Below are 12,913 nucleotides of genomic sequence, written 5' to 3'. Positions count from 1 at the left end.
ACAGTGAGGACTGACGTTCACCATGAGCGATAAAAAAAGCACGAAGGGGGCGGGCACTCCTGCCCCCTCGGGAGCGTCCGAGGCGACCCCGGACACCGTCGAAGGGCAGGCCCCGGTTCCCGCGGAAGCGGATGCTGCAGGCACCGTACCGGCTGAGGCCGACGCGGCTGCCCCTGCCGACGCCGAAGCCCCGACAGGCACCGAAGCCCCGGCAGCCGGCCTGCCGGACTTGGAGGCCCACACGGAGGCTCCCGCCTGGCTTTCCGGGAACGGAGAGCATGACGGCAAGGTCTGGGAGGGAGCATTCGAGGCAGAGCCCGGTGAACCCGCCGACGCAGAGCCCGCTGCCGAAGAGCCCGCTGCCGAACCGGAGGTGACCAATCCGAATGACGTCACGCTGGAAACCCCGGCGCTCGGAGAGGCGGACATCAGTTCCGCTGCTGCCGAGGCCGCATCGCTCAGGGACGCCACGGCTGAAGTCAAGGAAGTGGAAGCCCAGGCAGCGGACGCCGCTGTGCTGACCGATCCGGCAGCCAACCATCCGGCGGCAGTAAACCGTACCGACGGGATTGCAGCGGCTGCGCCCATGACAGGTGACTCGCCCGGCGACTCGTCCGATGCTCGTGACGACAAGCCGTCGGCAGGCACGGAAACCGGCACGCAGGCGGCAGGCACGGACACCGGCACGCAGGCGGAGGGCGATGCCGCCCCGACCGCGGACACGGAGGACGGCTCCAAGCCGACGGCGGACGACCATGCCGGTGCGGCCGCAGGTGGCGCCGCAGCAGGAGCTGCCGCCGCAGCTGCCGCCGCAGCGGATCCCGCCGAGTCGCGCCGTTCGCGGCGGACCGATCCTGCCCCTTCGTCGGAGCCGGCCGGCAACGGACGGAACAAGCGCCTGCTGATGATCATCGGAATCATCGGGGTCCTGGCCGTGCTGGTGGTGCTGTTCTTCACTGTCATTCTGGGCAATTCCGAGAAGGAACCGGGCGTGCTGGATGAAGATGTGGCGCCGATCGAGCTGGAAACCGGTGCCTGCCTGCAGGACTTCACCGGAATCAACGAGCCCACCACCGTGGTGACCTGCGAGACGCCGCATAACGCGCAGCTGGTGGCCACTGACACCTACCCGGACGCCGATGACTTCCCCGGCACCGAGGCGCTGTCATCCCGTGCCACCGAGATCTGCTCCGAGGTCCGGTATTCGGACGCATTGGCTGAGCGCGGCGACCTGGACCTGCAGGAAAACAAGGTAATCCCCACCCCCGAATCCTGGCGGGACGGGGACCGGCGGATTGACTGCTTTGTGGTCGCGGGCTCCGACCAGGAGCTGACCGAATCCCTGCTTGAGCAGTAGGTCGGCGCAGCCCCTGGCCGGGCCCCGGCAGGAAGCGCGTTAGGCCGCTTCCACCGACAGCCCCACCGGCTCGGCCACCAGCTCCTCGCCGTCCACGGCCATGTTGCCCTCCGGGCGGTCCACCAGCACGGTGTCGCCGTCGGTGATCTTGCCTGCCAGGATTCCCCGGGCGAGCTTGTCGCCGATCTCGCGCTGGACGAGACGGCGCAGCGGCCGGGCGCCGTAGGCCGGGTCGTAGCCGGTGAGGGCCAGCCACTCGCGTGCGGCATCGGTGACATCCAGCACCAGCCGGCGCTCGTGCAGGCGGTCGGCCAGAGCCCGCACCTGGATGTCCACGATCTTTGACAGATCGTCCAGGCTCAGCGGGTCAAACAGGATGACGTCGTCGAGCCGGTTCAGGAACTCCGGCTTGAAGTTCGCGTTGACCATGCCCATGACCGCTTCCCGCTTCTGGTCCTCGGCCAGTCCCGGGTCCACGAGGAACTGTGACCCCAGGTTGGAGGTCAGGATGAGGATGACATTGCGGAAGTCCACCGTGCGTCCCTGGCCGTCGGTGAGGCGGCCGTCGTCGAGCACCTGGAGCAGGATGTCGAAAATCTCCGGGTGCGCCTTCTCCACCTCGTCCAGCAGGATGACGGAGTAGGGCCGGCGGCGGACCGCCTCGGTCAGCTGGCCGCCTTCCTCATAGCCGACGTAGCCGGGAGGGGCACCGACGAGCCGTGACACGGAGTGCTTCTCCGAGTATTCGCTCATGTCGATGCGCACCATCGCGCGCTCGTCGTCGAAGAGGAACTCCGCCAGGGCCTTGGCCAGCTCGGTCTTGCCGACGCCGGTGGGGCCCAGGAAGAGGAAGGAGCCGGTGGGGCGGTCCGGGTCGCTGACACCGGCGCGGGAGCGGCGCACCGCGTCCGAGACGGCATTGACGGCTTTGGTCTGACCGATCAGGCGGGAGCCGATGTTCTCTTCCATGGTGAGCAGCTTCTGCGACTCCCCCTGCAGCATCCGTCCGGCCGGAACTCCGGTCCACGCGGACACCACCTCGGCTATGTCGTCAGCGGTGACCTCCTCGGAGACCATGAGTTCACGGGTTTCCTCGCCGAACTTGCTTTCCTCCGCCTGCTGGGCGGCGTCCAGTTCCTTCTGCAGGGCCGGGATCTCTCCGTACAGGATCCGGGAGGCCTCGGTCAGGTCGCCGTCGCGCTGGAATTTCTCCGCTTCGGAGCGCAGCTCGTCAATCTGCGCCTTCAGGTCGCCGACCCGGTTGAGCCCGGCCTTCTCCGCTTCCCAGCGGGCGTTCAGTGCCGCCAGCTGTTCCTTTTTATTGGCCATGTCTTCGCGCAGCACTTCCAGCCGCTCCACCGAGGCCGAGTCGGTTTCATTGGCCAGGGCCAGCTCTTCCATGGTCAGCCGGTCCACGGCGCGGCGGAGCTCGTCGATCTCTTCCGGCGCGGAGTCGATTTCCATGCGCAGCCGGGAGGCCGCCTCATCCACCAGGTCAATGGCCTTGTCCGGCAGCTGGCGGCCGGTGATGTAGCGGTTGGACAGCGTGGCGGCGGCAACCAGGGCCGAGTCGGCGATTGCCACCTTGTGGTGCGCCTCGTACCGTTCCTTCAGCCCGCGCAGGATGCCGATGGTGTCCGGAACGCTGGGTTCGCCCACGTAGACCTGCTGGAAGCGGCGTTCCAGCGCGGCGTCTTTTTCCACGTTCTCGCGGTATTCATCCAGCGTGGTGGCACCGATGAGCCGCAGCTCGCCGCGGGCAAGCATGGGCTTGAGCATGTTTCCGGCGTCCATTGACCCCTCGGCTGCGCCGGCACCGACAACGGTGTGCAGCTCATCGATGAAGGTGACAATCTGACCCTCGGCGTTCTTGATTTCCTCCAGGACTGCCTTGAACCGCTCTTCGAACTCGCCGCGGTACTTCGCTCCGGCAACCATGGACCCCAGGTCCAGGGAAAGCAGGGTCTTGCCGTTGAGGCTTTCCGGAACGTCTCCGGCGACGATGCGCTGGGCCAGCCCCTCAACGACGGCGGTCTTGCCCACCCCCGGCTCGCCGATCAGGACCGGGTTGTTCTTGGTACGCCGGCTCAGCACCTGGATCACCCGGCGGATTTCCGAGTCCCTGCCGATGACGGGGTCCAGCTTGCCGCTGCGCGCCATCTCCGTGAGGTCGGTGCTGAACTTTTCCAATGCCTGGAAAGTGTTTTCGGGGTCTGCGTTAGTCACTTTTCGGTCTCCTCTAACGGATGGAAGGGCTGTCCGCAGGGCGTCGTGGCCCGCACCGTTGTCCCGCAGGGCCTTGCCCGCAGCACCGCTGTCCAGGGACAGTCCCAGCAGCAGGTGCTCCGTGGAGACATACGCATCTCCCAGCTGCTCGGCTTCCTGCTGGGCTGCAGTGATCACCTGAAGCATGGGGCGGGAAAACTGCGGCTGCGCCACAGAGGAGCCCGATGACGACGGCAGGGCATGGATCGCATTGCTGGCGGCAGCACTGACGGTGTCCGGATTGGCGCCGGCGGCCTTGAGCAGTGCCACGGCCACCCCCTGGCGCTGGTCCATCAGTGCCTTCAGGAGGTGGGCGGGCTCGATCTGGGGATTGCCCGCGGTGGTGGCGTTCATTGCAGCCGCCTGCAGCGCCTCTTGGCTCTTGTTCGTGAATTTGGTGTCCACTACGGGCTCCTTCCAACCTCAACAACGTGGCTTCCCGGCTTCCGGAGCGCGGCTCCACGCAGGTATCACCCGTCCGGACGCAACAAACTTGAGTCTAATCCGCTCAACTTAGGATGTAAAGTTATCCACAGGCTTTCAGCGCCTGTGAAGGCTCTTAAAAAGAAGGGCCCCGGGAAGAACATCAGGAGGGGCCGGGAGTGGCCTCGTGCTCGTGGTCCCAGTCGGCTTTTACCTTTTCCCATTCGGCATTCCGTGCCTGGTACAGGCCCAGCTGCTCTCCCTCGAACGTCCGCCAGCCGATGATGCCCAGCGGCTCTTCAGGATTCTCCCCGTTCAGGAAGTCAGAGAGGCTGTCGAGGAAGAATTCCCATCCCGGACCCGCCGCCCACTCGCCGGAAGCGGCATCGATCAGCACAAACCCCTTGCGGACGGACGCGTACTTCAGATCGATGCGCGTACGGGAATCCTCGGCGGTCAGATGCAGCTCCAGCTCCGCCGAGTGCCCTCCGGGGCGCTGCACCGAGAGGGTCAGCATCCGGGGCGGATCGCAGCGGAGGATGTCTCCGCGGGTGCCGTCGGGCAGCTCGTACGTGCCGCCCCGCCTCAGGTCGCCTTCGGGCCGGCCCACGTACTGTTCCAGCCGGTCGGGATCAGTGACAGCCGCCCACACTTCACCGATCGGGTGGGGTATGGCCCGCGAAATCAACATCATGAGCGCGTGGCCCGCCTGGATCTGGCGGCGGCCGAAGGTTCGCTCGGTTTGCGTAAGCGCGGACTTCTCTTCGGACATCATTTCCACTCCTCTGTAGAACAACCGGCCACCAGTTCCGGGTCCTCCAGCGGCCGTCGACGCCGAGTGGCCGTCAGCAGGATCAGTGGAAGCGAGTTGTGGTCAGGGCCGCAGGCAGCCTCTTTCCGAAAACGGTAGCAGGGAAAATCCGCGGTGCACAGGTACGCTGAGATGCAGGTTCGTGATGGGAGTCACTGAAATCGGAGCCATTAAATCGTGTTTGATAAGTTCATATTGCCTCGGTTCCCGCTCCTTCAGGAGCCCCCCGCAGTTCCTTCGTGCCTTGTCAGACTGGAACTGTGCGTTGCCGGCGCTGCTTTGAAACTGCCGGCGGCCGGAGCGGGAACACCTCCAGCAACCCGAAGGATTGATCAAAGTGGCCAAACTTGCGGAACCGGACGCGGCGGAAGTCGCCGAACCACGGACCAGGGTTAACAGAACGGTCTTTGTCGGGTCTGCCGCAGGCATCCTTGCCATCGCCCTCTGGGCCATGCTGGCCACCGAGAACGCCGAGTCCGTCATTGGCTCGATGGTGGGCTGGGTGTCGGCCAACATGGGCTGGTACTACTTCCTGGTAGTCAGCCTGGTCGTGGTCTTTGTCCTGGTTACCGCCCTGTCCCGGGTAGGCAAAACGAAACTCGGCCCGGACCATTCCAAACCGCAGTTCGGCGTCTTCACCTGGGCCGCGATGCTCTTCGCAGCCGGCATCGGCATCGACCTGATGTTCTTTTCGGTGTCGGAGCCGGTCACCCAGTACCTTGCGCCCCCAACCGGCGACGGCGCCACAGCGGAAGCCGCGCGGCAGGCCCTGGTCCTGACCCTGTTCCACTACGGCATTACCGGGTGGGCGCTGTATGCCCTGATGGGCCTGGCACTGGGGTACTTCGCCTACCGGCACAACCTGCCGCTGAGCATCCGCTCCGCCCTCTACCCGATCTTCGGCAAGAAGATCGAGGGACCCATCGGCCACGGCGTGGACATTGCCGCCCTGCTCGGCACCATCTTCGGCATTGCCACCTCGCTCGGCATCGGTGTGGTCCAGTTAAACTACGGACTGAGCTTCATGTTCGGCCTGCCGGAAAACCTCACCGTGCAGATAGCCCTGATTGCCCTGTCCGTCGTCATGGCCACCATCTCCGTGGTCTCCGGCGTGGAAAAGGGCATCCGCCGGCTCTCGGAGCTCAACGTCATTCTCGCCGTCGGACTGATGCTCTTTGTGCTGATTGCGGGCAAGACCAATTTCCTGCTGGACGGAATCGTGCAGAACACCGGCGACGTCCTCAGCCGTTTTCCGGCAATGACCATGGACACCATGGCCTATGACCGGCCGGATGAATGGCTGAGTTCCTGGACCTTGTTCTTCTGGGCCTGGTGGATTGCATGGGCACCGTTCGTGGGCCTGTTCCTCGCCCGCATTTCCCGGGGCCGCACCATCCGCCAGTTTGTGCTCGGCACCATGATCGTTCCGTTCGCCTTCATCCTGCTGTGGATTTCCATCTTCGGGAACTCAGCCCTGGACCTGGTCATCGGCGGCAATGCGGCCTTCGGCGAGGTTGCCATGAACCAGCCGGAACGTGCCTTCTACGGGCTGCTCGAGCAGTACCCGTGGGCTCCGGTGACGGCCGCCGTCGCCACCTTCACCGGCCTGCTGTTCTACGTGACCTCCGCCGACTCCGGCGCCCTGGTCATGGCCAATTTCACCTCGCACCTCAAGGACGCCGACTCCGACGGGCCCAAGTGGCTGCGCGTCTTCTGGTCAGTGGTCACCGGCCTGCTGACCCTGGCGATGCTCATGGTGGGCGGAGTGACCACCCTGCAAAACGCCACCATCATCATGGGCCTGCCGCTGTCCATCCTGCTGCTGTTCATCATGCTCGGCGTCTACAAGGCCCTGCGCGTGGAAAACTCGCTGACGGACAGTTACCGCGCTTCGCTGCCGGGCATCATCGCCGGCCGCAGCCTGGACACCCGCAGCGGCCGCAGCTGGCGCCAGCGGCTCTCCCGCGTCATGACCTATCCCGGACCCCGTGCCGCGGAGCGGTTCCTGCAGACCGTGGCGCGGCCGGCGCTGCAGGAAGTCCATGACGAACTTCAGGAACGCGGCGCCGACGTCGTGCTCTGCGAGGGCGAGGTGGCCCCGCACGGCATCCACCACCTGGACCTGCAGGTGGGCATGGCGGAGGAGCGCGGTTTCAAATACCAGATCTACCCCGTGCAGTACGACACCCCGTCCTACGCCAGCAACGCGTCGGCGGACAGCAAGTACTTCCGTATGGAGGTCTTTTCCCTTGAGGGCAGCCACGGCTACGACCTCATGGGCTACACCAAGGAACAGGTCATCACCGATGTCCTGGACCACTACGAAACCCACCTGGAATTCCTGCACCTCAACCGTGAGGTGCCGGGCAATACCTCCATCGCGGAGGACCAGGTTCCAAAAGATAACTGGGAAGCTGATTTTCTCAGCGAGGAGGGACGAGCATGACAACCGCCACACTGTTCATTGACGGAGCGTGGGTGCCCGCATCCGACGGAGGCACCCGTGAGATCCACAATCCTGCGGACGGAGAATTCGTAGGCGCGGTCTCCGAAGCAACGCGGGAAGACACGGAAAAAGCCATCGCCGCCGCCAAGGCCGCCTGGGACCGCGGGGAATGGGCCGGCGTGCCCGCACCGGAGCGTGGAGACTTCCTGCTGAAGGTCGCCGCCAGGCTGAAGGAACGCAAGGATGAATTTGCCCTGGCCGAAACCAGGGACACCGGCAAGCGCCTGGTGGAAAGCGAAATCGACATGGACGACATCGCTGCCTGCTTCACCTACTTCGGCAAGATCGCCGGTTCCAATGCCGGCCGGATTGTCGACGCCGGCAACAACGACGTCGTCAGCCGCATTGAGTACGAGCCCGTGGGCGTCTGCGGGCTGATTGCTCCCTGGAACTATCCTTTGCTGCAGGCAGCCTGGAAGATTGCCCCGGCCCTGGCCGCCGGCTGCACCTTCATCCTCAAGCCCTCCGAGCTGACCCCGCACACCTCCATCCTGATGATGCAGGTGCTGGAGGAACTCGGCCTGCCCCGCGGTGTCGCCAACCTCGTGCTCGGGGCGGGGGCAGTTGCCGGCGCGCCGCTCTCCGAGTCCCCGGACGTGGACCTGGTCTCCTTCACCGGCGGCGTGGCCACGGGCAAGGTGATTGCCGCTTCCGCCGCCAAGACGGTCAAGAAGGTCGCCCTGGAGCTGGGCGGCAAGAACCCCAACATCATCTTCGCCGATGCAGACTTCGACGCCGCACTGGACAACGCCCTCAACGCCGCCTTTGTCCACTCCGGCCAGGTCTGCTCCGCCGGAGCCCGGCTCCTCGTGGAGGAACCGATCGCCGAACGGTTCGTGGCCGAACTGGCACGCCGCGCCGAAATGATCCGGATGGGCGGCCCGTTCGACGCGGACACCGAAACCGGCCCGCTGATCTCCGCGGCCCACCGCGACAAGGTCACCGCGTACGTGAACAAGGCCGTCGAGGAAGGCGCCCGCATCCGCTGCGGCGGCACCTGGGGCACCGGGGAGCTGGAGAAGGGCTTCTACTACGCTCCCACCGTGCTGGACAACGTGGACAGCGGCACTGCTGCTCTTAAGGACGAGGCCTTCGGCCCCATAGTCGCGGTGGAGACGTTCAACGGCGAAGCCGAGGCCGTGAAACTCGCCAATGACACCGACTACGGACTGGCCGGAGCCGTCTGGACCTCCGACGCCGGCAAGAGCCAGCGCGTGGCCCGGCGGATGCGCGCCGGAACCGTATGGATCAACGATTTCCATCCCTACCTGCCGCAGGCCGAATGGGGCGGATACGGCCAGTCCGGCATCGGCCGCGAGCTCGGACCCACCGGGCTCGGTGAATACCAGGAAGCCAAGCACATTTACCAGAACATCAACCCGCAGGTGACCGGCTGGTTCACCGATCACGGAAAGGCCTAGGGCTACATGGCTGAAAAGACCGAATTCGACTACATCGTGGTGGGCGGCGGCTCCGCCGGCGCGGCTGTGGCCGCCCGGCTGAGCGAGGACCCCGACGTCGAGGTGGCGCTGGTTGAGGCCGGCCCCGATGACCGCGGCGAAGAGGTAATCCTCCAGCTGAACCGCTGGATGGAACTGCTCGAATCCGGCTATGACTGGGACTACCAGATTGAACCGCAGGAAAACGGCAACTCCTTCATGCGCCACGCCCGCGCCAAGGTGATGGGCGGCTGCTCCAGCCACAACTCCTGCATCGCCTTCTGGGCCCCGCGCGAGGACATCGACGAGTGGGAGGCCAAGTTCGGGGCCGAGGGCTGGAACGCGGAAACGGCTTTCGCCCTGTACAAGCGGCTGGAGTCCAACGAGGACGCCGGCCCGGAGGCCCCGCACCACGGAGACTCCGGCCCCGTGCACCTGATGAACATTCCCCCGGCGGACCCGTGCGGGGTGGCGCTGCTGGATGCCTGCGAGCAGGCCGGCATTCCGCGCGTGAAGTTCAACACCGGCGAGACGGTGATCAACGGAGCGAACTTCTTCCAGCTCAACCGCCGCGCCGACGGCACCCGGTCCTCATCCTCGGTCTCCTACATTCATCCGATCATGGAGCGGGAGAACTTCACCCTCCTCACCGGTGTCCTGGCGAAGGAACTGACCTTCGATGAGGCCAACCGCTGCACCGGCGTCGCCGTCGTGAACAATCCGTTTGGCCGGGCCCACACGCTGCGGGCCCGGATCGAGACAGTGGTCGCCGCCGGCGCGATCGACTCCCCCAAGCTGCTGATGCTCTCCGGCATCGGCCCCGCGGAGCACCTTGTGGAGCGCGGCGTACCGGTCCGGGTGGACTCCCCCGGCGTCGGATCCAACCTGCAGGACCACCCCGAGGGCGTGATTCAGTGGGAGGCCAAAAAGCCGATGCCCGAAACCTCCACCCAGTGGTGGGAAATCGGGATTTTCACTCCCACCGAAGAGGGACTGGACCGGCCGGACCTGATGTTCCATTACGGGGCGGTGCCGTTTGATATGCACACCCTGCGGCACGGATACCCCACCACGGAGAACGGTTTCTGCCTGACCCCGAACGTCACGCACGCCCGCTCCCGCGGCACCGTCCGGCTGCGCAGCCGGGACTTCCGGGACAAGCCGATGGTGGATCCGCGCTACTTCACGGACCCGCATGACCTGCGGGTCATGGTGGCAGGGATCAGGAAAGCCCGCGAAATTGTCTCCCAGCCGGCCATGGCGGAATGGGCCGGCGAGGAACTGTACCCGGGCAAAGACGTACAAACGGATGAACAAATCACCGAGTACATCAAAAAGACCCACAACACGGTGTACCACCCGGCCGGCACCGTCCGGATGGGAGCTGCCGAAGACGTGATGTCGCCGCTGGATCCGCAGCTGCGGGTCAAGGGAGTCACCGGTTTGCGGGTCGCCGATGCGTCGGTGATGCCTGAGCTGGTTACCGTCAACCCGAACATCACCACCATGATGATCGGTGAACGCTGCGCGGACCTGATCAAGGCTGCGCGCAGGTCATAAGACCGGCAGCCAGCAGGGAACGCCGAAGGGGCGGTGGGGGAAACACTCCCGCCGCCCCTTCGGCGTTTCTTTTCCGGAGCGCAGGTACTCTGTGCGGATGGGGAAAATTCGCACCATCACTTCCGTCCTGGCCGCTTCGGCCCTGGCACTGACGCTCGTCTCCTGCTCGGAGGACAAACCCTCGCCGCAGGACGCGGCCGAGTCGCTGGCCAAGGGAATCGCCGCCCGGGATGTCGCCGGGCTTTCCTTTGCCGACACCGATCCGGCGAATGTTGGCACAGAGCTTGAAGAAATCCTGGCCGGCCTGGGGGATGTGGAGCCCGACGTCACCGTCGCCGGAGTTCAGGAGGACGGCGACGACGCCGCCACGGCCCGCCTCAGCTATGCCTGGGACTTCGACCGGGATGAGACCGCGGACTGGACCTACGAGACCACTGCTCCGCTCGAACGGGCCGACGACGATTCGTGGCAGACACGCTGGGAACCGGCTGTCCTCTTCACCGGCCTCTCGGATGACCAGCGGCTTGTCCGGACCAGCGAGCCGGCCGCGCGCGCCGACATCCTGGGCGCGGGCGATGAGGCACTGGTGACCCAGCGCGGCGTCTTCCGTGCGGGGATCGACAAGACCAAGGTCGACGCGGCAGCCCAGGCCGCCTCTGCCGCTGCCCTCGCAACACTGCTGGAACTGGACCCGGCAGCCTACACCGCCAGCGTCGAAGCCGCCGGCCCGGAAGCTTTCGTGGAGGCCATTACCCTCCGCGCCGAGGAAGAGCCGGATCTGCCGGAACGGGTCGCCGGAATCCCCGGCGCCGTCGCACTTCCGGCCACCATGGCCCTTGCCCCCACCCGCACCTTCGCCCGCGCTCTCCTCGGTTCGGTGGGAGAAGCAACCGCCGAACTGATCGAGGAATCCGACGGCGTGCTGGCGGCCGGAGACCAGGCCGGGCTTTCCGGACTGCAGCAGCAGTACGATGCCCAGCTGAGGGGCACGGACGGAATCACGGTGATGGTGATGGATGCCGCCGGGGAAGTCTCCTCGGAAGCCTTCACCTCCGCCCCGAAACCGGGAACGCCGCTGAAGACGAGCCTCGACGCGAGGCTGCAGGCCCTCGCCGAATCGGTGCTTGAGGACGAGCCCTCAGCATCCGCCATCGTGGCGCTCCGGCCGTCCACCGGTGAAATTCTTACCGTGGCAAACGGCCCCGGCAGCGAGGGGCAGCAGACCGCTCTGCTGGGCCAGTATCCGCCGGGATCCACCTTTAAGATTGCCACCTCCCTGGCGCTCCTCCGGCAGGGAAGCACTCCTGACAGTGTGCTGTCCTGCCCGGCCGAGCTGATGGTTGACGGCCGCAAATTCAACAACGCCGGCAGCTATCCGGCAGCCTTTGTCGGAGACATTCCGCTGCGCGATGCCTTTGCCCAGTCCTGCAACACCGCGTTTATTAGCACCCGGGATGCGGTTCCCCAGGAGGCACTGGCCGCCGCTGCCGCAGATCTGGGCATCGGCGTGGAACAGCCCATCGGTACTGAGGCATTTTTCGGTTCGGTTCCGGAAACCGCCGAAGGCACCAACCATGCCGCCTCCATGATCGGCCAGGGCGAGCTGCTGGCCTCGCCGCTGGCCATGGCCGTTGCTGCCGCGTCCGTTGGAAAGGGTGAACGCGTGGCTCCCGTCCTGGTCACGGCCGCCGCCGCGGATTCTGCTGCGACAGCGGAGACCGGCACTTCGCCGTCGGCTTCCGCTGCCCCTGAGCCTGAGCCTGAGCCTGCGGAAGCCGCCGACCCCGGATCCCTGACCGCTGCGGAGGCAACATCGCTGCGTGAGCTGATGCGCGGCGTGGTGACCGAGGGCGGCGCTGCCATGCTGCTGGATGTCCCGGGCGAACCGGTGCTGGCGAAAACCGGAACCGCCGAGTTCGGCAGCGAAACACCGCCGCGGACGCACGCCTGGGTGGTGGCACTCCAAGGAGACCTGGCCGTGGCCGTGTTTGTCGCCGAGGGTGAACTGGGCTCCACCTCCGGCGGTCCGCTCATGAAGGCCTTCCTGGACGGAGCGGCCGGATAGCGGCGGAACTAGCTGCGGTACTGGCCGTATCCCGGCGCGGCACTGTAAGATCCCGCCTGCCCGTAAGGAGCGGCCGCACCGTACGGAGTGACCCCGGGACGGCCGGTCGGGACAATGACCTTGCCCAGCGGCATCAGGGAGATCGGCACCATCTTCAGGTTTGCGATGCCGAGCGGAATGCCGATGATGCTGATGAACATGGGAATGGCAGTCAGGATGTGTCCCACCGCGATCCACACGCCGGCCACGACCAGCCAGATCACGTTGCCGACCGTGGACAGCAGCCCGGGAGATCCGCCGCGGTCCACCACAGTCCGGCCGAACGGCCAGAAGGCGTAGGCGGCGATCCGGAACGAAGCTATGCCGAACGGGATGGTCACAATCAGGAGGCAGCAGACAATGCCGGCCAGCACATAGCCCAGTGCCAGCCAGATGCCGCCGAACAGGAGCCAGATGATGTTCAGGATGAGGTTCATCGTCTCATTGT

At 65.8% G+C, this 12,913-nt stretch carries 8 protein-coding genes; 5 read left to right on the top strand and 3 right to left on the bottom strand.

The genetic code is table 11. The features are described 5' to 3' along the window. Positions 1–22 precede the first annotated feature (22 nt). On the top strand, positions 23–1,357 hold the full coding sequence (locus tag WKB88_RS14180; protein WP_341395194.1) for a septum formation family protein: 1,335 nt from the start codon (positions 23–25) through the stop codon (positions 1,355–1,357). Between the two features lie 39 nt (positions 1,358–1,396). On the opposite strand, the gene clpB is transcribed toward WKB88_RS14180, so the two are convergent. Beyond that, entirely contained in the window at positions 1,397–4,027 is a 2,631-nt protein-coding gene (gene clpB / locus WKB88_RS14175) for an ATP-dependent chaperone ClpB (RefSeq protein WP_341395193.1), read from the bottom strand. A gap of 181 nt (positions 4,028–4,208) precedes the next feature. Beyond that, positions 4,209–4,820 carry an SRPBCC domain-containing protein gene (locus WKB88_RS14170; RefSeq protein WP_341395309.1) on the bottom strand — a complete coding sequence of 204 codons (612 nt, stop codon included), beginning with the start codon at positions 4,818–4,820 and terminating at the stop codon, positions 4,209–4,211. A 367-nt stretch (positions 4,821–5,187) separates the two neighbouring features. Here WKB88_RS14170 and betT point away from each other — a divergent pair, with 367 nt between their 5' ends. From betT to WKB88_RS14150, 4 genes are all read left to right on the top strand, one after another. Next, positions 5,188–7,302 carry a choline BCCT transporter BetT gene (betT, locus tag WKB88_RS14165; protein WP_341395308.1) on the top strand — a complete coding sequence of 705 codons (2,115 nt, stop codon included), beginning with the start codon at positions 5,188–5,190 and terminating at the stop codon, positions 7,300–7,302. Next, positions 7,299–8,783 carry an aldehyde dehydrogenase family protein gene (locus WKB88_RS14160; RefSeq protein WP_341395192.1) on the top strand — a complete coding sequence of 495 codons (1,485 nt, stop codon included), beginning with the start codon at positions 7,299–7,301 and terminating at the stop codon, positions 8,781–8,783. Before betT ends, WKB88_RS14160 begins: the two co-directional genes overlap by 4 nt. A 6-nt stretch (positions 8,784–8,789) precedes the next feature. Next, positions 8,790–10,361: a GMC family oxidoreductase gene (locus WKB88_RS14155; RefSeq protein WP_341395191.1), complete on the top strand. Its 1,572-nt coding sequence runs from the start codon at positions 8,790–8,792 to the stop codon at positions 10,359–10,361. 97 nt (positions 10,362–10,458) lie between these two features. After that, positions 10,459–12,426 carry a penicillin-binding transpeptidase domain-containing protein gene (locus WKB88_RS14150; RefSeq protein WP_341395190.1) on the top strand — a complete coding sequence of 656 codons (1,968 nt, stop codon included), beginning with the start codon at positions 10,459–10,461 and terminating at the stop codon, positions 12,424–12,426. Positions 12,427–12,434: 8 nt separating this feature from the next. Here WKB88_RS14150 and WKB88_RS14145 read toward each other — a convergent pair whose 3' ends face one another. Further along, the gene (locus WKB88_RS14145; protein ID WP_341395189.1) at positions 12,435–12,902 is read right to left on the bottom strand and encodes a YccF domain-containing protein; all 468 of its coding nucleotides are present in this window, start codon (positions 12,900–12,902) and stop codon (positions 12,435–12,437) included. Positions 12,903–12,913: the final 11 nt, after the last annotated feature.

This window comes from Arthrobacter sp. G119Y2 (assembly GCF_038069765.1).
Lineage (GTDB): Bacteria > Actinomycetota > Actinomycetes > Actinomycetales > Micrococcaceae > Arthrobacter_B.
This window is presented reverse-complemented; position numbering and strand designations above follow the sequence as displayed.

What these genes read in the sequence shown, in the direction of transcription:
- WKB88_RS14180 (WP_341395194.1), top strand. Translation starts at nt 23, where the DNA reads ATGAGCGATAAAAAAAGCACGAAGGGGGCGGGCACTCCTGCCCCCTCG.
- WKB88_RS14170 (WP_341395309.1), bottom strand. Translation starts at nt 4,820, where the DNA reads ATGATGTCCGAAGAGAAGTCCGCGCTTACGCAAACCGAGCGAACCTTC.
- WKB88_RS14160 (WP_341395192.1), top strand. Translation starts at nt 7,299, where the DNA reads ATGACAACCGCCACACTGTTCATTGACGGAGCGTGGGTGCCCGCATCC.
- WKB88_RS14155 (WP_341395191.1), top strand. Translation starts at nt 8,790, where the DNA reads ATGGCTGAAAAGACCGAATTCGACTACATCGTGGTGGGCGGCGGCTCC.
- WKB88_RS14150 (WP_341395190.1), top strand. Translation starts at nt 10,459, where the DNA reads ATGGGGAAAATTCGCACCATCACTTCCGTCCTGGCCGCTTCGGCCCTG.
- WKB88_RS14145 (WP_341395189.1), bottom strand. Translation starts at nt 12,902, where the DNA reads ATGAACCTCATCCTGAACATCATCTGGCTCCTGTTCGGCGGCATCTGG.